General features: G+C 69.2%; 15 protein-coding genes. 7 read left to right on the top strand and 8 right to left on the bottom strand.

Annotation, left to right across the window (positions count from 1 at the left end):
- The first annotated feature begins 168 nt into the window (after positions 1–168).
- Positions 169–498, top strand: a complete 330-nt coding sequence (locus U9978_RS03780; RefSeq protein WP_322759618.1) for an antibiotic biosynthesis monooxygenase — start codon at positions 169–171, stop codon at positions 496–498.
- 25 nt (positions 499–523) lie between these two features.
- On the opposite strand, the gene U9978_RS03775 is transcribed toward U9978_RS03780, so the two are convergent.
- Genes U9978_RS03775 through U9978_RS03765 form a run of 3 tightly spaced genes read right to left on the bottom strand, consistent with a single transcriptional unit; the run spans position 524 to position 4,874 of the window.
- Positions 524–1,633: a hemolysin family protein gene (locus tag U9978_RS03775; protein ID WP_322759617.1), complete on the bottom strand. Its 1,110-nt coding sequence runs from the start codon at positions 1,631–1,633 to the stop codon at positions 524–526.
- Between the two features lie 10 nt (positions 1,634–1,643).
- Complete coding sequence (locus tag U9978_RS03770) at positions 1,644–3,083, bottom strand: hemolysin family protein (protein ID WP_322759616.1); 1,440 nt, start codon at positions 3,081–3,083, stop codon at positions 1,644–1,646.
- A gap of 33 nt (positions 3,084–3,116) precedes the next feature.
- Positions 3,117–4,874 carry a DEAD/DEAH box helicase gene (locus U9978_RS03765; RefSeq protein WP_322759615.1) on the bottom strand — a complete coding sequence of 586 codons (1,758 nt, stop codon included), beginning with the start codon at positions 4,872–4,874 and terminating at the stop codon, positions 3,117–3,119.
- Between the two features lie 398 nt (positions 4,875–5,272).
- Here U9978_RS03765 and U9978_RS03760 point away from each other — a divergent pair, with 398 nt between their 5' ends.
- On the top strand, positions 5,273–6,037 hold the full coding sequence (locus U9978_RS03760) for a ferritin-like fold-containing protein (RefSeq protein ID WP_322759614.1): 765 nt from the start codon (positions 5,273–5,275) through the stop codon (positions 6,035–6,037).
- A 141-nt stretch (positions 6,038–6,178) separates the two neighbouring features.
- Here the strand turns inward: U9978_RS03760 and U9978_RS03755 are convergent, their stop codons facing one another.
- The 3 genes from U9978_RS03755 to U9978_RS03745 form a co-directional block, all read right to left on the bottom strand.
- The gene (locus U9978_RS03755) at positions 6,179–6,406 is read right to left on the bottom strand and encodes a DUF3107 domain-containing protein (RefSeq protein WP_322759613.1); all 228 of its coding nucleotides are present in this window, start codon (positions 6,404–6,406) and stop codon (positions 6,179–6,181) included.
- A 179-nt stretch (positions 6,407–6,585) separates the two neighbouring features.
- Positions 6,586–7,269, bottom strand: coding sequence for a TetR/AcrR family transcriptional regulator (locus tag U9978_RS03750; protein ID WP_322759724.1), 684 nt, complete (start codon positions 7,267–7,269; stop codon positions 6,586–6,588).
- Positions 7,270–7,428: 159 nt separating this feature from the next.
- The gene (locus U9978_RS03745) at positions 7,429–7,644 is read right to left on the bottom strand and encodes a hypothetical protein (RefSeq protein ID WP_322759612.1); all 216 of its coding nucleotides are present in this window, start codon (positions 7,642–7,644) and stop codon (positions 7,429–7,431) included.
- A 578-nt stretch (positions 7,645–8,222) separates the two neighbouring features.
- Here U9978_RS03745 and U9978_RS03740 point away from each other — a divergent pair.
- From U9978_RS03740 to U9978_RS03720, 5 genes are all read left to right on the top strand, one after another.
- Complete coding sequence (locus U9978_RS03740; protein ID WP_322759611.1) at positions 8,223–9,311, top strand: Ku protein; 1,089 nt, start codon at positions 8,223–8,225, stop codon at positions 9,309–9,311.
- 273 nt (positions 9,312–9,584) lie between these two features.
- Positions 9,585–10,757, top strand: a complete 1,173-nt coding sequence (gene moeZ / locus U9978_RS03735; protein WP_322759610.1) for an adenylyltransferase/sulfurtransferase MoeZ — start codon at positions 9,585–9,587, stop codon at positions 10,755–10,757.
- A 69-nt stretch (positions 10,758–10,826) separates the two neighbouring features.
- Entirely contained in the window at positions 10,827–11,216 is a 390-nt protein-coding gene (locus U9978_RS03730; protein WP_322759609.1) for an MGMT family protein, read from the top strand.
- Positions 11,217–11,445: 229 nt separating this feature from the next.
- Complete coding sequence (locus U9978_RS03725) at positions 11,446–14,931, top strand: ATP-dependent DNA helicase (RefSeq protein ID WP_322759723.1); 3,486 nt, start codon at positions 11,446–11,448, stop codon at positions 14,929–14,931.
- Positions 14,928–18,269: an ATP-dependent DNA helicase gene (locus tag U9978_RS03720; protein ID WP_322759608.1), complete on the top strand. Its 3,342-nt coding sequence runs from the start codon at positions 14,928–14,930 to the stop codon at positions 18,267–18,269. Before U9978_RS03725 ends, U9978_RS03720 begins: the two co-directional genes overlap by 4 nt.
- Before the next feature lie 111 nt (positions 18,270–18,380).
- Here the strand turns inward: U9978_RS03720 and U9978_RS03715 are convergent, their stop codons facing one another.
- A complete protein-coding gene (locus tag U9978_RS03715; RefSeq protein ID WP_322759607.1) occupies positions 18,381–18,623 on the bottom strand; it encodes a hypothetical protein in 243 nt (80 codons plus the stop codon).
- A gap of 522 nt (positions 18,624–19,145) precedes the next feature.
- Positions 19,146–21,254, bottom strand: coding sequence for a glycosyltransferase family 39 protein (locus U9978_RS03710; protein WP_322759606.1), 2,109 nt, complete (start codon positions 21,252–21,254; stop codon positions 19,146–19,148).
- Between the last annotated feature and the right edge of the window lie 111 nt (positions 21,255–21,365).

Here is a 21,365-nt window from a genome sequence, read left to right as displayed (position 1 = left end):
ATGACGACGGATAGTCTCGCATGAGGGTGGTAATCGTGTGCAGGCGGTATTCTCTGTATCGATTTATGTACTTGTAGTGATGATATGGGAGATGGGTCGCCGGGAGATCGGTCGCATGGCCAGGGGTAGGCCCGCACGGCAGCGCGCTTGACGAACTAACGTGACCTCATGAGCATCGTGAAGATCAATGTGTTGACCGTTCCGGCCGAGATGCGGGCCACTCTGGAGCAGCGGTTCGCCGGCCGGGCGGGCATGGTGGAGGCGGCCGACGGGTTCGAGTGGTTCGAGCTGCTGCGTCCGGTGGAGGGCACTGACGCCTACCTCGTGTACACGCGTTGGCGCAGCGAGGAGGATTTCGAAAAATGGCAGGCGTCCAACGCCTTCCAGGCCGGTCACGCCGGTGCCGCGTCAGCCGCGACCGGGGCGCAGCCCGCCGCGACCGGGGCGCAACTGTGGTCGTTCGAGGTGGTGGCAGCTGCTGCCCCCAGGACAACCTGACTACGTGACGGCCTGACCCACCAGGTCAGCGCATCCGGTGGCTGGCGTCCTCGATCTCGCCCACGAACTCTTCCACCACGTCCTCGAGCGCGACGACCCCGAAGGTCGTGCCACCCGGTCCGGGTACGCGGCCGAGATGGCAGCCGGTCCGCTGCATCAGTCGCAGGACCTCGTCCAGCGGCAGGTCCGGGCGGACCTCGACCATGGGTCGGAGCCGGCGCGGCGGCAGCGGTTCGTCCCTGGCGTCGCCCTGGATTCCAAGGACGTCCTTGGCGTGGACGAAGCCGACGATCATCGCGCCTGCCGTGGTCGTGGTCGTGGTCGTGGTACCAGGTGCTGCCAGGTCGGCGGATGCCGGGATGGATGTGTTCGGCGCCCGGACCGGAAAGCGGGAGAAGCCGGTCCGGGCGACCAGCATCTCCAGCTCGGCCGCGCTGACCGACCACGGCACGGCCACGATCTCATCGAGGGGAATCATGACTGAGCGGGCTGTTCGTTCGGGCAGTTCCAGCGCACCGGTGAGCAGGTTGTGCTCGTAGTCCTCCAGCAGGCCCTGCTGTCGGGATTCGGCGATCATCGACGCGAGCTGATCCGGGGTGTAGGCGGTGCTGAGCTCGTCCACGGGCGTGATCCCGGCGAGCCGGACGCACCAGTTGGCAAAGGCGTTGAGAAAGACGATCAGGGGGCGGGTCAGGCGTGCGAACCGGACCAGCGGCGGCGCGAGCCGAAGCGCAGCCTGCTCCGGCCCGGCGAGAGCGATGTTCTTCGGCACCATCTCGCCGAGCACGATGTGCAGGCAGACGACGATCGCCAGCGCGACCGCCAGCCCGATCGGGCTGTACATGCTCGCGGGGACACCGAGCGCGCGCAGGCTTCCCTCGATCAGGTGAGCGACTGAGGGCTCCGCTACCGCGCCGAGTCCCAGCGAACAGATCGTGATACCGAGTTGGGACGCGGCAAGCATGAGCGAAAGGTTTTCGATCGCCGTGACGACCGTGCGGGCGCGGTGGTGACCCGTCGCTGCCATGGGTTCGATCCGGTCGCGGCGGACCGAGATGACAGCGAACTCGGCACCGACGAAGAAGGCGTTGCCGGCCAGAAGGATGACAGCGCCGATGAGGTTGAGCAGCGTCATCGGCGTCCCCTCACACGGCCCGTTCGTTCCCACCGGTGGATGGGTCAACCGGCGGACTGGGATCGGGATGTTCAGCTGCGGCGGTCAGCCGGATGCGGTCGATGCGGCGGTGGTCCATCTTTTCGACGGTGAGCCGGTGGCCGGCGACCGTGACCGTGTCGCCGACGTGGGGTATCCGGCCGAGCCTATGCAACACGAGGCCGGCGAGGGTCTCGTACGGGCCGTCGGGTAGCGCGACGCCGGTGCGGTCGGTGACCTCGTCCAGGCGGAGTAGACCGGACAGCGCCCAGCTCCCGTCCGCGCGGGCGGCCGTATCCGGTGTCTGCGGCAGGTCGTACTCGTCCGCAACGTCGCCGACGAGCTCTTCGACGAGGTCCTCGAGGGTGACGATGCCGGCGATGTCGCCGTACTCGTCGATGACGATGGCGAGTTGGAGGCTGTGGCCGCGCAGGGTGGTGAGGAGATCGTCGCAACCCAGTGAGCTCGGCACCATCACCGGCGGGACCATGATCTGGCTGACCGGCGTGGCCGCGCGAGCTGGCGGGGCGACGCCGAAGGCGTCCTTGACATGGACAACGGCGACCACGTCGTCGACGTTGGTGGTGTCGGGGTTGGTGGTGTCAGGGTTGGTGCCGGTGGTGTCGGCCGCGGTGTGCGGCAGCGTCTCGCGCCTGGTCGGGCGCCGCAGCACGGGGAAGCGGGAGTGACCCGACCGCTCGGCCACCCGCAGCAGATCCGCCACGCTGTCGTCGGCGTGGAGCGCGACCACATGGACTCGGGGTGTCATGACATCCTGCGCGGTGCGCTCCCGCAACCGTAGGGACCGGCGCAGCAGCGCCGCCGTATTGCCGGGCAGTGTGCCCTGTTCGGCTGATGAACGCACTAGCCAGCCGAGTTCGGACGGGGAACGGGCGGACCGCAGCTCGTCCTGCGGCTCGACGCCGAGCGCGCGCAACAGGCGGTTGGCTGATCCGTTCAGGAGCACGATCGCCGGCCGACAGATGCGTGAGAAGAGCATCTGCGGCCCGACCACCCGTTCGGCGACGGTCAGCGGTGTTGCGATGGCGACGTTTTTCGGGAACAGCTCACCGAAGACCATCTGTGAAATCGTCGCTATGAGTAGGGCGATGGCCGCGGCGGTTGCATGGGCGACCCCGGCCGGTAGCCCGACCGTACCGATCGCCGGCATCAGCAGGGACGCCAGCGCCGGTTCGGCGACGTATCCGAGCACCAACGATGTCAGCGTGATGCCCAGCTGCGCTCCGGAGAGCTGGAACGACAGTGAGTGGACGGCACGCAGCACCCGCGCGGCTCCCCGGGAGCCGTCCGCCGCGGCCTGTTCGACCCGGCTGCGATCGATCGCCACCAGGGCGAACTCGGCGGACACGAACAGTCCGTTGCCGGCGATGAGAACGATGATCAACAGTGGGCCGAGAACATTGCTGATCATTTTTGTTCGCCGTGGGCGTTCATGTACCTGTGATCAGGCTGACTCCGCCTGTCGCTCAATCGGGTCGTCCAGCCCACCGGGCAGAGCGACATCAGCGGTCTGGGTACCAGCGGACCGGCCGCGACCGCCCCTGCGCCGACGGCGCCGGCGGGGACCCGGCTGGCCGTTCGCGGCGATGCCGTCCTCATCATCGAGGTCGAGCCCGTCGAGCTCATGGTGATCGAGATCCGGGTCGTCCCGGTGAACCACTGTGGAAGCGACCGTCGCGGGTTCGAGGAACAGACCGGGAACCGGGGGCACGAGATCCGGACCCGCCAGGTCCATGTTCGTGAGATCGTTCGTGAGATTGTTCGTGGCGTCATTCGTGGCGCCGTTCGTGGCGACCGCGGCGCCGGCCCCACGGGTACGCCGTCGTGCGCGGGCGGTGCGGGAACCGGCGGGCCGATCGGCTCGCTGCTCGACTGCCGTGGCGTCGACCCGGTCGTCGGTCCGGCGCTGCCGGCGTCGCGCACCTCGACCGGTTTCCCCGAGGTCCTCGACCTCCTCGGCCGCGAGCCCGGCGCGGGTACGGGATGCGTGTGGCAGCACGCCGCGGGCATCCGCGGGGATTTCGAGATCCTCGAACAGGTGCGGGGACGTCGAATAGGTCTCGACCGGCGTGTCGAAGGACAGCGCCAGCGCCCGGTTGACCAGGGTCCACCGGGACAGGTCGTCCCAGTCGACGAAGGTCACGGCCACGCCGCTGCCACCGGCCCGGCCGGTGCGGCCGACGCGGTGAAGGTAGACGTTCTCGTCCTCGGGGCACTGATAGTTGATCACGTGGGTCACCCCGCCGATGTCGATGCCGCGGGCCGCCACATCGGTGGCAACCAGAACATCGATCTTGCCGGCTCGGAACGCCCGCAGCGCCTGCTCGCGCTGACCCTGGCCGATGTCGCCGTGCACGGCCGCGGCGGCGAAGCCGCGCCGGACAAGGTCGTCGACGACCTTGTCGGCGGTGCGTCGTGTCCGCACGAACACGATGGCCAGTCCACGTCCCTCGGCCTGCAGAACCCGAGCCAGAACCTCGATCTTGTCAAGCGCGTGGGCGCGGAAAACGTGCTGACGGATGTCCGGCACGGTGCGGCCCTCGTCCGGGCGCTCCGCCGTGACGTGGACGGGCCGCCGCATGAACCGGCGGGCCAGCGATACCACCGGACCCGGCATCGTCGCCGAGAAGAGCAGCGTCTGGCGGATGTCCGGGATCTGGGCGAGTATGCGCTCGACGTCCGGCAGGAAGCCGAGGTCGAGCATTTCGTCGGCCTCGTCGAGAACGAGCATGCGTACGGCGGTGAGCACCAGCGCGTTCTGGCGGGCCAGGTCGAGCAGCCTGCCAGGGGTACCCACGACGATGTCCACACCGGAGCGCAGGTCCGCCAACTGTGGCTCATAGGCGCGACCGCCGTAGACCGAAAGTACCCGAAGGCCGCGGCGTGCGCCGGCCCGGCCGATGTCGGTAGCAACCTGGACGCACAGCTCACGGGTGGGAACGACCACCAGGGCCTGGGGACGCCCGGCGGCGCCCTCGGACCGGTTGGTCACGGTCTGCACGAGCGGGATGGCGAAGGCGAGGGTCTTGCCGGTCCCGGTGCGGGCCTGGCCGATGAGGTCCGAGCCGGCCAGCGCGAGGGGAAGTGTCAGTTCCTGGATGGGGAAGGGAGAGATGATGCCCTGGTCACGGAGAGCCTCGACGATCTCTTCGCGGACACCGAGGTCTGCGAAACCGGACGTCGGTGTCGCGGTTGCGGCCACCGCAGCCACCGTTTCGTCGGCGTGAGGGAGGTCTATGGGCTCGTCGTGCGGGTGTGTTGTGGTTTCAGTCGAACCGGACAGCGGGATGCTCCTGGTCTGCTATGAGCGGGATCCGACGCTGCACCCGCTCGCGATATGTACCGGCGGGGTCCGCTGACCCGGGGTGGGGCGACGCCCGCGCGGGCCGGAAGTGGCCTTGTCAACCTCCGGCTGATGACAAGGATAACCTGAGGATAGGTCTCTGAGACATGTTCCGACACAATGACCTTCGGCAGGGTGGGTGTGACCCGGGGGGATGGGCTGCCGCGAGTGCCTGAGCCAGAAGGTGTTCTGGTGCTGTTCGTTCTGTCGACATATTTCGGGGCAGTTCGCGCCGGACGACTCTGGGGTGATCTGAGATGACGGACAGTACGGGTGGAGTCGGGCAGGTGGCCGCATCGACGCTGCCTGCCGCATCCTGGCATGACGATGCCGATGATCCCACCGCGGATCCGGTTGCCGATGGGGCTCCCGACGAGGCTGTCGCGGCTCGGATCGCGGTCATCGATCTGCTGGGGTTGTTGGCCTTCGGTGAACTGAGCGCGTTCGAGCGACTTGCCACGGATGCACGAATGGCGCCCACGTTGGTGGACAAGATCGCTCTTGCTCGCATGGCTGCGGCCGAGTTCGCACACTTCGAGGCGGTGCAGGAGCATCTGCTGCGGATGGGCGTGGACTCCGAAATGGCCATGGGGCCGTTCGTGCTGCCGTTGACGCTCTTCCATAACCTCACGGCGCCGGCGGACTGGCTGGAGAGCCTGGTCAAGGTGTACGTCGGTGATAACATCGTCGCCGATTTCTACCGCGAGATTGCGTCGGTGCTCGCGCCCGACGCCCGCGAACTGGTCCTCGACGTCCTTGCCGACACCGGGCACGCGGCGTTTGCGGTGGAACGTGTCCGCGCGGCGATCGAGGCCAATCCGACTGTCGCGGGCCGGCTCGCGCTGTGGGCCCGACGGCTGTTGGGGGAGGCATTGACCCAGGCCCAACGGGTGGCGGTGGATCGGGAGGCGCTGACCGGTCTACTGGCCGGGATGGGTGATCTACAGGCGCTGGCAGACATGTTCAACCGCATCGCCCACGCGCATGCGGCGCGGATGGATGCGCTCGGCCTGTCCGCGTGATGCCCGTGATGCCGAGGGATCGCACGCCTCCCTCGGCATCACCCCGCCGCGGATGCCTGTTTTCAGGCTCTCAGCCTTTCAGCCGCCGGATGGCAGTAGCTGGCGATCTCCGGTGGCGGCCGGCATGGGCGCTGACCGACGTCAGAGCGTGCCGAAGCCGACCCGGCGTGTTTCGGCCTCGGCGATCTCGACGTAGGCCAGCTTCGCGACCGGGACCATGACCCGCCGGCCCTTCTCGTCTACAAGCGTGAGTAGGCCCTGGTCCGACCCGATCGCGTCGGCGACCGCCCGGGCCACATCCTCCGGTGACTGGCTGCTCTCGACTACCAGCTCACGCCCGACGTTCTGGATGCCGATCTTGACCTCCACCAGTGATGACCTCCGCGTTCGATCGACCAATCGGGGCAATCGCGCCGTGGCGCGATCTGTCGCCACCATAGGGCCTGTGGTGGCCGGGGTGGGACGCGGTCGGACTGTGTTCGCTGGAGGCGTCAGGGTTCGCTGGCGGTGTCAGGGCTCGCCGGCGGAGTCGGGGTTCGCTGGACGAGTCAGCCTTCCTGCTCACCGGTATATCGTGGTGGTACCTGGTCGGTGCCGTCGGCGTTGCGTCGCGGGTAGCCGGCGAGCCCTCGCCAGGCGAGCTCGACCATGGTCGCCACAGCGCGCTCCTTCTCCACTGCACCGCCGGTGACCAGCCACCAGCGGGCACCTGTCTCGGCGAGGCCCACCAGACCGATGGACAACAACTCGGCCTCGGCAGGGCCGACACCGGTGTCGGCGGCGATGACGGCGGCGATGGCGTTGGCGCATTCGGTGAAGCTGTTCTCCACCCGTTTGCGGACGGCGGGCTCACTGCGAAGATCGGACTCGAGGACGAGCTGGTAAGCGCCGCTCGGGTCGTCGACGAAGTCGAAGTAGGCCGCGATCGACCGGGCGATCCGGGTGTGGTTGTCGGTGGTGGAGGCAAGTGCCCGGCGGACGCTTGACACCAGTGAATGGGCCTGTTCGTCCAGCAGCGCCAGGTAGAGTTCGAGCTTCCCGGGAAAGTGCTGGTAGAGCACGGGCTTGCTGACGCCCGCACGTTCAGCGATTTCATCCATCGCAGTCGCGTGATAACCCTGAGCAACGAACACCTCGCGTGCCGCGCCCAGCAGCTGGAATCGGCGTGCTGTCCGGGGCAGCCGCGCGGTTTTGCCCGTCCGCGGTTGCGGCGCGGACGGCTCGGCGCTCACCGGCACACCTCCCTCGGTGCCAATTGGCACGCTCACCAGTACTTTCCCACACGGCATGAGGCTGATCGGCGGGTCGACCCGGGCTTGGCCGGCGATCCTCAGGTGCAGGAAGCCGGCAGTCCGGAAGAGATCACGACTGCGCGGCCGTCAGCCGGTGGCTCACCGGTACTCGTCCTCGTCCTCGTCGTCCACGACGATGCGCTGCTGCGCCGCGTCGTACTCGGCGACCTCGAGGGGGAACGTCCAGGCGGATGCCGGCGCCAGCCCTTCGCGGGTCGAGACCTCGCGGGCCTGCTCCGCGGCGTCCGCGTCGGGTACGTCGGGGCGGTCGAGAATGTCACGCACATCGAGCGGAAGGTCCGTCGGTGAGCTCATGGCTTCCTCCTGTCAGTGCCTGCGGCCTGTGATCGTTTGTTGGTGTGCGGCGGCCGCGCGGACGCCCTGAAACTTTCCACCTTCGCGCTGGCCGTGCCTGGCAAAGGGGCAAAAAGATCACCGTGTTCTTCGACTCGGCCCGCTATGTCGCCCACCATGAATACCAGGTCAGCCAGCTGCCGGCAGGACGGGACCTGGTCGGCGGTGACCGGGGTCGAAACCGCCGGGTACGGCCATGGGGGCGTGGTGCAGGCAGGGCGTTTCCTTGCCGGAGCGTGCTCGCTTTGGAGAATTTTTGTTATGAAATACTCCTGTTTCAGTGGTTTAGTCCGCTTGTGTGGGCATCCGCCTGCTGATCGGCGTCTGATCGGCCCGGACCCGGTGCCCGTATGCCTGCCTCGGGTTCGTCTTTTGTGCCCATACGCCTTCCATACCCTGTTGCAGTGAGGGAGAATTGGGGTACGAGTGTGTTTGTTGGGTGTGTATCGCGGCTCGCCGGAGCGAATTGGTGATCCAATGATCATACCGATCGGGAAGACCCTTGAATATGCTCCAACTCACGGTAAGGGGCGGCGGGCATGCGGTCGATCTGGAAAGGCGCGGTCTCCTTCGGTCTTGTCTCGATTCCGGTCAGGCTCTACTCGGCCACCGAAGAGCGGGACGTGTCGTTCCATCAGGTGAGACGAGACGACGGGTCCCGCATCCGCTACAAGCGGGTGGCTGCGGTGGACGGCGCCGAGGTGCCGTACTCCGAGATCGCCAAGGGCTACGAGCTGCCGTCCGGGGAGACCGTCGTGCTCACCGACGACGACTTCGCGAACCTGCCGTTGTCGACGTCCCACACGATTGACGTGCTGGAGTTCGTCCCGCTGGAGCAGGTCGACCCGATCTATTTCGCCAAGAACTACTACGTTGAACCGGACCGGACCGGGACCAGGCCGTACGTACTCCTACGTGACGCGCTCGAGGGGTCGGGGCGGGTCGCGCTGGTCAAGGTCGCCCTTCGCCAGCGCGAACAGCTGGCGATCCTGAGGGTCCGTGCCGGGGTATTCGTCCTGTCGACGATGATCTGGCCGGACGAGGTCCGTGCCCCGGAGTTTCCGTTCCTGGTTGATCAGGTCGACCTCCGCCCACAGGAGATGATCATGGCGCAGGCGCTGATCGACACACTGTCCGCCGACTTCGACCCGACCCCGTACACCGACGGGTACCGGCAGGCACTCCAAGCCGTCATCGAGGCCAAGGTGTCCGGGAACGAGATGGTGACACCGCCCGGTGAGGCGCGGCCCGCCAACGCCGCGGGTGACCTGATGGCTGTGCTCGCCGCCAGCGTGGAGGCGGCGCGCAGGGACAGGGAGGATGCGCGGGTGGACGCCGGCCCCGATCCGGGCCCGGCGGCGAACGACGCCACGCCCGATGGCATCGATGCGGCCGGGAAGTCAGACGGGCCGCACCGCGGGCGTCCCGCAAGGGACGCGGTCAACGGCAGGGTTGCCGCTGCTGGTGACGGTGTTGCCGGCGGGGACGGGGTTGCCGGCGGGGACGGGGTTGCCGGCGGGGACGCGGGACCCGGGCGGAAAGCCGCGGGCAACCGGGGCACGCGGGCGAAGAAAGCCGGCACCGCGGCGAGGTCCACAGGTTCGACGGTCCGTCACCGCACCGCCTGACATCGCCGCGATCATACCCGGGTGGGGGTCGGGAACATCACAGCCCGCCCGCGCGCTGGGACTGATGGCGTGCTCGTGACGAGGTCCCACCGTTGATGCTGGCCGGCGGATCCCAGACAGCGGATCTCAGACGGCGGATCCCAGACGAGGGCGTGCGTCGCCTGCGACGATGGGAGGCGACGATGTCGTCGAGTCCATACCGGATCCATACCGGATCCATACGGATATACGGCGGATGCATGGATGTCACCGCTGTGACCGCGAGGAGAGATCGTGTTCCTGCCGCCCCTGGTCGAGCCCGCGGCCGACCTGACCATTGACGAGGTCCGCCGGTACTCCCGGCATCTGATCATTCCAGATGTCGCGATGGACGGCCAGAAGCGGCTGAAGAACGCGAAGGTGCTGGCCGTCGGTGCCGGTGGGCTTGGTTCGCCGACCCTGATGTATCTGGCCGCAGCCGGGGTGGGAACGCTCGGCATCGTCGATTTCGACACCGTGGACGAGTCCAACCTGCAGCGGCAGATCATCCACGGCCGGTCGGATGTGGGACGGTCCAAAGCGCAGTCGGCCCGTGACACCGTCCTGGAGATCAACCCGTACGTCGAGGTGGTCCTGCATGAGACCAGGTTGGACACATCCAACGTCATGGAGATCTTCAGCCGGTACGACCTGATCGTGGACGGCACGGACAACTTCGCCACCCGCTATCTGGTGAACGACGCCTGCGTGCTGCTCGGCAAGCCGTATGTCTGGGGCTCGATCTACCGGTTCGACGGGCAGGCGAGCGTCTTCTGGGCCGAACACGGCCCGTGCTATCGCTGCCTGTACCCCCAGGCACCCCCACCGGGCATGGTGCCGTCCTGCGCCGAGGGTGGTGTCCTCGGCGTTCTGTGCGCGTCGATCGGGTCGATCCAGACGACCGAGGCGATCAAGCTGCTGACGGGGATCGGCGAGCCGTTGGTCGGTCGTCTCATGGTCTACGACGCACTTGAGATGAGCTACCGTTCGATCAAGGTGCGTAGGGATCCGGAGTGCGAGCTGTGCGGCAAGAACCCGACCATCACCGAACTGATCGACTATGAGGCCTTCTGCGGCGTCGTCTCGGATGAGGCCCAGCAGGCGGCGGCCGGTTCGACGATCCTCGCAGCAGAGCTGAAGGACTGGCTCGACCGCGGCGAGCCGATCGAGCTCGTCGACGTCCGGGAGCCGGCCGAGTGGGAGATCGTCCGCATTCCGGGGGCGCGCCTCATCCCCAAGGGTGAGCTGCCGGCGCACCTTTCCGAGCTGCCGCAGGACCGTCGAGTCGTCGTCTACTGCAAGAGCGGTGTCCGTTCGGCCGATGCGCTCGCGACGCTGAAGGCCGCGGGGTTCTCCTCGGCGGTGCACGTCCAGGGTGGTGTGACCGCCTGGGCGACCCAGGTCGACAAGTCCCTGCCGGTGTACTGAGACCCTGCTTGCGGCCTTCTGGCCGGGCGGTCCGCGCCCGGCCGGCCCTGGCAGCTCGGAGGTATCGCGATGGCCGGGGACGAGGTGCGGCACCTGCCGCCACTCAGTGTGTCCGCGGGGCTTGCCACCCGGATCGTCATCGGCGGCCGGCCGAGCCCGTACGCGATGACCGTCCTTGCGGCGGTCACGCGCATTCCCCGTGGCAAGGTGATGACCTACGGCGATGTCGCCGAGTATGTGGGCGCGGGGACGGGCCGAACGGTCGGCGCGGTGCTCTCCCGCCATGGTCATGATGACGACATCCCCTGGCACCGGGTGATCCGCTCTACCGGCGAGCCGAACCCGAGCGCCCCGGATGAGGCGCTGCGACGGTTGGCCTCCGAGGGCACGGTGCTGCGTCTCGGCGGGGAGCGGGTGGATCTGAGCGCGGCCCGCTGGGACGGCCGGACGACGGCCTGACCGCCGTGCCCGATGGCGGTTCCGAGCGTGCCTTCGACCCGATCGGGGCCGGTGGCTCGTGAAGGCGCCGCGGGCGAGGGCGTCGGCTGGTTCTGTCGGTGGCGCGTGGTGTGCTGTGCGCGTGACAGTCCACCAGGACCGCGTGGCAGCCCACCAGGACACGACCGGGGTTCCCCGGCTGGCGGCGCATGTGGTCCCGACCGCGGTTGGTCCGCCGGCCTACCGGCTCGTGCGGACCCCGCCGGTGCGCTCGCGCGCGCCGGTTCTCGACGCCGACCAGGCCCAGGTGGTCGATCACACCGGCGGTCCGCTGCTCGTCCTGGCCGGGCCGGGTACGGGCAAGACGACCACGATCGTCGAGGCGGTGGCCCGGCGGGTGGAGGACGGACTCGACCCGCAGGCCGTCCTGGTACTCACCTTCAGTCGGCGGGCCGCACACGAACTGCGCGAACGCATCACCCGACGGCTGCGCGCCGCCGTCGGCGCCCCGCTGGCCTGGACCTTTCACGCCTGGTGCTATGCCGTTCTGCGGCTGGGCCGACCGGCCGACCTCGGTGGTGCGTCGCCGCGGTTGTTGTCCGGGCCCGAGCAGGACACCAAACTTCGCGATCTCCTTGCCGGGACGGTGGAGGTCGGCCGGCCGCGATGGCCGGCCCCGCTCGCGGGCTGTCTCACATCCCGCGGTTTTGCCGAGGAGGTACGGGCCATGCTCGCCCGTGCCCGTGAGGTGGGGCTGAGTCCGGACGCGCTTGCGGCACTGGCGCGGCGGACGGGACGGGACGACTGGGCCGCGATGGCGACCTTCTATGCCGACTACCTCGACGCCCTTGATCTCGAAGGGGTGATCGACTATTCCGAGCTGGTACAGCGGGCCGCCGCGGTCGCCGAAGGCGACGACGTCGGTGCCGACCTGCGTCGCCGTTACCAGGCTGTCTTCGTCGACGAGTACCAGGACACCGACCCCGCGCAGGAGCGGCTGCTGCGGGCCGTCACCGGGGGCGGTGCGGACCTCGTCGTCGTCGGCGATCCGGACCAGTCGATCTACGGGTTCCGCGGGGCGGAGGTGCGCGGGTTGTTGGAGTTCCCGACCCGGTTCTCCCGCGCAGATGGGCTCCCGGCCCAGGTGGTGGCCCTGCAGCGCTGCCGACGGCTGGGGCCGGTGGCGCTCGCCGTCAGCCGGCAGATCGCAAGCCGCATACCCGCGACCGGTCTGCCTGCCCAATACCTGCGCGCACATCGGGATCTGATCGCGGCCGGAGGCGAAACCGGGTCGGGAACCTCCGAGGCATGCCATGCCGACGGTGTTGAGGCCCGGACGTACACATCCGAGGGCGCCCAGGCCGAAGGCATCGCTGACCTGCTACGCCGGGAGCATCTGGAGAACGGCACCCCATGGGACCGGATGGCCGTGCTGGTGCGTAGCGCGGCCCGGTCGGTGCCGCCGCTGCGGCGGATGCTCACCGCCGCGGGCGTGCCGGTCGAGGTGGCCGGCGATGAACTGCCGCTGGCCCGCGATGGTGCGGTCGCGCCGCTCCTGCTGGCGCTGCGCTGCGTCGACAACCCCGGCCGGGAGCTGACCGCCGAGGCGGCCCGCATGCTGTTGACCGGTCCGCTGGGTGGCGCCGACCCGACCGCATTGCGGGTGTTGGGCCGTGCATTGCGCGTGATCGACCGCACTGTGATCGACCGCACTGGGAACAATCGTGCTGGGACCGAGCGTGCTGTGGTCGCCGCCGACGCAGCCACGCCCGCTGACCCGACTGATCCGGTTGCGTCGGCCGCGCCATCGATACCGACCTCGTCGGCGGACCTCATCTGGCAGGCCGTCGCAGACCCCGACCGTGCCCTACTGATGGTCCCCGACCACATTGCGGGCCCGGCCCGGCGCCTGGGTGAGCTGCTGCGCACGGCGCGCGCGGTGCGCGATGGCGGTGGCACGCCCGAGGACGTCGCGTGGGTGCTGTGGTCGGGCACCGGCTGGCCCGCCCGGCTGGAACGGGCGTCCGCCGCGGGCGGGGCTGCCGGCCGGGCGGCAGACCGTGATCTGGACGCCCTGGTCGCGCTGTTCGCGACCATCGGCCGCTCGAGCGTGCGGCACGGACCCGGCACCGGCATCGGTCCACTCCTGGACGAACTGGAACAGCAGCAGATCACCGGTGGCACCCTTAACGAGCGTCCGGCCCGGGTGGACGTGGTCCGGTTGCTGACCGCCCATCGCAGCAAAGGTCTGGAATGGGATGTCGTGGTCGTCTGCGGCGTCCAGGATGGGCAATGGCCGGACCTGCGAACCCGCCACTCGCTGCTGGAGTCCGAACGCCTGGACCGCCCCGAGTGCGGGGGGATGCGTGAGCCCGCGACCCGCACCGAACTTCTCGCGGACGAACGTCGGCTGTTCTATGTCGCGTTGACCCGGGCACGGCGCCGGCTTGTCGTCACCGCGGTCGACTCCACCGAGGATCAGGGTGTGAGTCCGAGCCGGTTCTTTCGCGAACTGTGCGACGCGGGACCGCTCGGTGTCTCGGTGACCATGCAACGTTCCCGGCTGGCCCGTCCGCTGACACTGTCGTCGGCGGTTGCGGCGCTGCGCCGGACCACGGTCGACCCGGCGTCAACGCCGGCGATGCGGGCCGCCGCATCGGTACGGCTGGCGCGGCTCGCGGCCGCGGTTGACGACGTAGGCCGTCCGCTGGTCCCGTCCGCTCGTCCGGGCCGGTGGTGGGGGCTGGCCGAGATGACCTCGGGTGACGTTCCGGTGGTCGCGCCGGACGCCCCCGTCCGGTTGTCGGGATCGTCGCTGTCGGTGTTGTCGACCTGTCCGATGCGTTGGTTCCTTGAGCACGAAGCACATGCGCAGGCCGCGACCAGCTCCGACATGGGTTTCGGCAAGGTCGTGCATGCACTCGCCGACGAGGTCGCGACCGGGCGGACCGCTCCCGACCTCGATGCGCTCGACGCCCGGCTGGACCGGGTCTGGCGCCATCTCGCCTATGAGGCGCCGTGGCGTTCGCAGCAGCAGCGGGCGGCGGCGCGTCAGGCGCTGGCCCGATTCCTGGTGTGGCACACGGCCACACGTCATCGGCGGTTGGTGGCCAGCGAGGTCCCGTTCAGCTGCGACATCGTCGTGGGCGGACGGACGGTGAAGCTACGGGGTTTCATCGACCGCATCGAGCTGGACGACGACGGCCGGGTACATGTTGTCGATTTCAAGACGGGCCGGATGGCTCCGTCCAGTTCGGATGTGGCGCGTCATCCGCAGCTCGGCACCTATCAGGTTGCCGTTCGTAACGGAGCGGTGGCGTGTGGCGCCGATGGAGCCCGAGCCGAGCCCGGCGGAGCGGAACTGGTGCACCTGCGTCTCGACGCGGCGCAGGCACCACCGGCACCGGCACCGGCACCGGCACCGGCACCGGCACCGGCACCGGCGGCTCCGGCTCCGGCACCACCGGCTCCAGCTCCAGCTCCGGCACCAGGTGCGGAGCCGGAGCCGGAGCCGACCCCGACGACCGCCGGCCGCCCGCCGGCTCGGGCACCGAAGGTCCAACGTCAGGAGGCGCTGCCGGTCGACGGCCCCACCTGGGTGGACGACCTCCTGTTGGACGCGGTCGAACACATCGACGCGGAACGCTTCCCACCCCGTCCGGGCACGTCCTGCCCGACATGCGCGTTTCGGCGCTGTTGCCCGGCCCAGGATGAGGGACAGCAGGTGATCATATGACCGTGGCTGCGGCGGCTCGGCCGACGGGGCTGGACCTGGTGCCGGCGGAGCTGCGTGATCTGCTCGGGGTGCCGTTCACCGATGAGCAGATCATGGCGGCGACCGCTCCGCTGGAGCCCGGGGTGATTGTCGCTGGGGCCGGCTCGGGCAAGACCTCGGTGATGGCCGCCCGGGTCGTGTGGTTGGTCGTGACCGGTCAGGTGGCGCCCGACGCCGTGCTCGGGCTCACCTTCACGACCAAGGCCGCGGGCGAACTCACCGACCGGATCCGCCGTGGCCTGGAGAAATCCGGTGTCACGGGTCCGGGCGGCGTAACGGGTGCCGCCGGCGTAACGGGTGCCGCCGGCGTCACAGGGGGCGAAACCTGCGACGGCGAGCCGGTCGTGTCCACCTACCATTCGTTCGCGAAACGGCTGGTCACCGACCACGCGCTGCGGCTCGGCCTGGAACCCGGTTTCACCCTCCTTGCCGACGCCACCCGCTACCAGCTCGCCGGGCGGGTGCTGCGACGCCACCGCGGACCGGTCGCGGCGCTGACCAGGCCGCTGTCGATGCTAGTCGGCGACCTCATCGCGCTGGACGCGGAATGCAGCGAGCACCTCGTCGAACCGGCGGCGCTGGCTGGTTTCGATCTCGGCTGGCTGGCCGAGATCGAAACGGTGCTCATCGCCGAACGGGAACGGCCGCGTAACAAGGGTCATGTCGACGCTCTCGCCCGGATGGCCCTGGTCGCCCGGTCCCGCCGGGAGCTCGCCGCAATGGTCGCGGAGTTTCGCGCGGCCAAAGGCGATCTCGACGTCATCGATTTCGGCGATCTGGTCCGCTACGCCGTCCGGCTGGCCGCCACCGTGCCGGCGGTCGGTGCGTCGGAGCGTTCCCGGGCCGGGGTCGTGTTGTTGGACGAGTATCAGGACACCTCCGTGGCACAGCGGCAGATGCTCGCCGGCCTGTTCGGCGGTGGTCATCCGGTGACGGCCGTCGGTGACCCATGCCAGGCCATCTACGGTTGGCGTGGCGCGTCCGTTGCGAACCTCGATGGCTTTCCGGTGCATTTCCCGTGTCGTGACGGCGGGCCGGCGCGGGTATACGAGCTGTCGGTCAACCAGCGCAGCGGTGGGCGGTTGCTGAGTCTGGCCAATGCGGTCGCGGCCGGCCTGCGGGCCCGACACCGCGTCGCGCGGCTGCGTCCGCGCGACGACGTCGCCGACCGCGGCGAAACGGTTATCGCGCTGCATCCGACCTGGTCGCAGGAGGTTCGTTGGATCGCGGCGACGTTGCGGGAGGTTGTCACCGCCGGCCGGGCACGGCCGGGGGAGTGCGCGGTACTCGTGCGGGCGCGTCGCGACGTCCCCGCGCTGTATGCGGCCCTGCTCGCGGCTGAACTGCCCGTGGAGGTCGTGGGCCTCGGCGGTCTGCTGAGCCTGCCGGAGGTCGCCGACGTCATCGCGACGCTGGAGGTGCTGGACGATCCGACGGCCAACGCGGCCCTTACGCGACTGCTCACCGGCCCGCGGGTCCGGCTGGGTCGCCGTGACCTCGCGGCGCTCGGGCGCGCGGCGCGTGAGGCCGTCGGGGTCGGGGTGGCCCGCACTGCCCCCCTCGACCAGCCGGGAGCCGACCTTCTGGTACCCCACCAGCCGGCGGGCGAGGAGCTGCCGGCCGATGCGCTCGATGAGGCGGTGCTCGGGATCGACCCCTGCGACGTGGTCGCGCTCGCTGACGTGCTGGACGACCCGGGCACACAAGTGTCGCCCCAGGCCAGGGCCCGGCTGCGGATGCTCGGTGCGGAGCTGCGCTACCTGCGGGCCCACATCGACGAGCCACTGCTGGACGTCATCCACCGGATCGTCGAGATCACGGGTCTGGACGTGGAACTGGCGGCGAGCCCCGAGGCGGTCACGGCCCGCCGCCGTGACAACCTTGCCGCGTTCGTCGACGTCGCGGCGGGCTTCACCGGTCTGGACAACGACGGTTCGGTTCGTGCGTTTCTGGCATTTCTGCGTGCCGCGCAGGAACACGAGCGCGGTCTGGACGCGACCAGCCCGTCCGGCGCGGACGCCGTCCAGTTGATGACCGTCCACAAGTCCAAGGGGCTGGAGTGGGAGGTCGTGGCCGTGCCGAACCTCAGTCACACGGTTTTCCCGATCACTACCGTTCGGTCGAAGTGGACCACATCCCCGTCGGTGCTACCCACGGCCCTGCGCGGGGACGCAGACGATCTGCCCGTGCTGCCCGGCCTCGGCAAGTCCGACATCGCCGAGTTCACCGCCGACTGCGACGCCTATCTGGAACGGGAGGAACGCCGTCTCGGCTATGTCGCGTTCACCCGGGCCAAGTCGCTGCTGTTCGGCAGCGGGCACTGGTGGGGGCCGGCGCAGCGTCGGTTGCGTGGGCCGTCGGTGTTCCTCGACGAGTTGTACGAACACGTGCGCGCCGGCCACGGCAGGGTCGCGGTGTGGGCGCCGAAACCGTCCGAGGACGAGACCAATCCACAGCTCGCAGGCATGGAAGACCTGGACTGGCCGCTGCCGTATGAGCCGGTGGCCTTTGCCCGCCGCCGCGCCGCCGCCGAACAGGTCACCGGACACCTCAGCGCGCTGGGCGCGGATCAGCCGCTGCCCGTGGACGATCGTGATGGGATGACCCCGGCGGAACGGCAGATGCTCACCGAGCTCGACCGTGATGTCGAGCTGCTGCTGGAAGAAGCTCGCCGTGCCCGGCGGCCCTCCCGCGAGGTGGAGTTGCCGCGTGCGCTCACCGCATCCCAGGTGGTGCAGTTGAGGTCCGATCCGGCGGGGCTGGCCCGCGACCTCGCCCGCCCGATGCCGCGGCGTCCGGCGCCGCAGGCGCGTCGAGGTACGGCGTTTCACGCCTGGGTGGAGGGCGTCTTCGAGCAGGCCCCGTTGCTCGATCCCGAGGATCTGCCGGGGGCTGCGGACGAGGTGGTGGACGACGGCGAGATCGTGGCGTTGCGGGAGTCGTTTCTGGCGAGCCCGTATGGCCGGCGGCGTCCGTTCGCGGTGGAGGCGCCGTTCGAGCTGCTGATCGCAGGCCGCGCGGTCCGGGGGCGCATCGATGCGGTGTACGACCTCGGGGGCGGCCGGTGGGAGGTGGTGGACTGGAAGACCGGCCGCCAGCATGCGGACGCAGTGCAGCTGGCGGTCTACCGGTTGGCATGGGCGCGCCTGCGGGGGGTGCGCCCGGAGGCGGTGGACGCGGCATTCCTGTACGTCCGCTCGGGTGAGGTCGCACGTCCGCCTCTGTTGTCCGAACCCGACCTCGAGGCCCTCCTCGCCGAACCGTCGCCGCGATCCGACGGTCCTTCGGCCGTCCGCTGACGGGGGATCGGGCCGGGACGACCGATGGAGGAGAAGGTAGGTTTTTCCTCGAGGAGCTGCTCGCCGCTGGCCGGGAAGGTCGGTGAACTGTTTTTCGCTCGGCTGCGGTGATCAGGCAACGTGCACCAGTTGCGGGAGCGATGAGTCACCCAGCCTCGTGGTTGTACCGGATGTCGTGGTGGTACTCGACATCGCGCTGAGAATGAGCGGTGTGCCCGCTGTGCTCAGGTCAGTCGCGGCCGTGGCGGAGAAAACCGCCACCAGCGCGATTCCGGCGGCGGCCACGTAGCGCACCAGCGCGCGCGGCAGGCCGTTGTCCCGGCTGGTGCCGTGAGCTGAAAGCGACGAGTTCATGGCAATCTCCTTTGGCTGGCTGGTTTTCTTCGGGGCCGCCGGGCGTGCGTGAAAACGAGGATCGCAGGCCCTTCTGCCGGCTGAATTCTTCGTGATTTCCTGTACGCAGACAGCTAATCTGCATGGGCTGGGCGTGGGCTGAGTACCTGCTGTGCGTCTGCTGTGGGATGCCAGGTGCGGTGCGGTCGCGCCTGACCTGGTCGAACGACACCTCAGACGACCAGGTCAGACGACCAGGTCGAACCGACATCGGTGCCGGTCCGTGCCCGAACGAGGAAAACCGCGGGCGCCACCGGTTCGCGGTGGCGCCCGCGGCCTTGTGTCGGCCGTTGCGCGGGCTGGCCGTTGCGCGTGCTGGCCCGTGTCGGGTCCTGAAGGCGGGCGGGGAACCTGCGCTACGCCGACGGTAGGTGGCTTCTGTCGCTCCAGCGTCCGTTTCCACCTACCGCTCGGACACATGTCGTCCGGCGGTAGGTGGAAACGGTCACCATGGCAGCCGATTCCACCTACCGTTTGGGTGGGTCAGCTCGTCTGGTGCGTCAGGTCGTAGACCGTCTGGCCGCCGACGGTAGTCGAGGTGAAATGTGCCTCGACCCAGGTGGCGATCTCGCTTCCGGTGCTGTTGCTGTTCGGGCCGCCCATCCCTCCGCCACCGGAGCCGGCGATGAAGTAATGAATCTTTCCGGCGGCGACATAGGCTTGGAAGGCGGCGAGGGTCGGTGTGCTGTCGTTGCCACTGAATCCGCCGATGGCCATGACTGCTTTTCCGCTGGCGAGCTCCAGGGGAGCCGCGCTCTGGGAGCCGACTGTGGCGGCTGCCCAGGTGTTGGTGGTCTTCTGCACCAGCGACACCAGCTCGGCGTTGGCGGTCTGACCGCCGAATCCACCCGCCCCGCCGAATCCACCGGGCTGACCGGCGGATGTGCCGCCGTTTGTACCGCTGGTTGTGTTGCTGTTTGTACCGCTGGTTGTGGAGCCGTTCACCCCGAAGCCGCCGGGCGGGGTTCCACCGGACGGCCGCTCACCGGAGAGCATGCCGCCGCCCCCACCACCGGGACCGCCCATGGCGCTGGTGCTCCCCGGACCCACGGCCGGGAGCGAGCCGGAGTGGGAATGTGACGCAGTGCTGGCGGCATACCCGGCCGTACCTGCGAGGCCGGTGAGCAACGCCGCCGTCGCGACCACGATCGCGCCCTTGCCCACGATGCGTCGTCCGGTCAGCAGGCCGCCGATCGCGACCGCGCCGCAGATGAGAACCGCGTAGCGCAGCCACGGAGTCCAGCCCGGGGTGAGAGCAAGCATGTGGTAGCTCCAGCCTGCGGTGCCCGCGATGATCAATGATGCGCTGATCCGGGCGAACCACGTCTCCCGTTGCTGCCACAGGAGCCGGCCGGTGATCGCCACCAGCGCGGCAACGGCCGGGGCGAGCGCGATCGTGTAGTAGGGGTGCATGGTGCCCTGCATGTAGCTGAACACGATTCCCGTCACGAGCAGCCAGCCGCCCCAGATGATGATCGCGGCCCGGGTGCGGTCGGTGCGCGGTGCCCGGCGGGTGAGCCACAGGCCGGCGACCAGGCTGAGCAGCGCCGCGGGGAGCAGCCAGGAGATCTCCATGCCTGTTTCCGAGCGGAACAGGCGGGTGATACCGGTGCTCCCCCCGAAACCGCCGCCGCCGCCACCGCCACCGGCACCGCCGGCCGGGGTACTGCCACCGCCACCGTTGCCGGTTCCGCCGAACAGGCGACCGAGGCCGTTGTAGCCGAATGCCAGCTCAAGCACGCTGTTGTTCGTCGAGCCGCCGATGTACGGGCGGGCGGACGCCGGCCACAGCGACACGATCGTGACCCACCAGCCCGCCGCGGCGAGAAGAGCGCCGACGGAGGCGAGAAGTTGAAGGATCCGGCGGCGCAGCCCGGTCGGAGCGGCGATCAGGTAGGCCAGGCCGAATGCGGGAACGACGAGCAGCGCCTGGCCCATTTTGGTGAGAAAGCCGAAGCCGATGGCGGCCCCGGCCAGCGCAAGCCATTTCGTGCTGGCCGACTCGATCGCCCGCACCGTGCAGTAAGCGCCGGTGACCAGGAGCAGGACGAGCAGCGCGTCCGGGTTATTGAAGCGGAACATCAGTGTCGCTGCCGGGGTGAGGGCCAGGGTCGCGCCGGCGAGCAGGCCCGCGGTCGGTCCGGACCACCGGCGCACGGTTGCGTACAGGAGCCCGACGGCTGCCACGCCTTCCAACGCCTGTGGGGCGAGCATGCTCCAGGAGGAGAAACCGAAGATCCGGCCCGACAGTTCCATCACCCACAGCGATGCCGGTGGTTTGTCGACGGTGATGAAGTTGGACGAGTCGAAGGAGCCGAAGAAGAACGCCTTCCAGCTCGTGGTGCCGGCCTGGACCGCCGCTGCGTAGAAGTCGTTGGCGTTGCCGGACGCTCCGAGGTTCCACAGGTAGAGGACGGCGGTGGCCGCGAGCAGCGTCAGTAGCGCGGGCCGGACCCATCCCGGGTCGGTCTCGGGTCCGCGCAGCCTGCGGCGCAGTCCGCTCGGCGGCCGCTCCCCGTCGTCGCGACGTGGTTCTGCAGTCGGATGCAGCCCCGGCGAGCTGGCCGGGGGAAGCAAGGTCGAGGTGGACACAGGCGTTTCTCCAGTCCGGATGTGATCGGGATGTTGCGGGCGCTGGGGGCGTGGGGAGCTGGGATGTCGCGGGCGCGGGCGCGGGCGCGGGCGCAGGCGCAGGCGCAGGGG

The organism is Protofrankia sp. Cr2 (assembly GCF_963555885.1).
In the GTDB taxonomy this organism is placed as follows: domain Bacteria; phylum Actinomycetota; class Actinomycetes; order Frankiales; family Frankiaceae; genus Protofrankia.
This window is presented reverse-complemented; position numbering and strand designations above follow the sequence as displayed.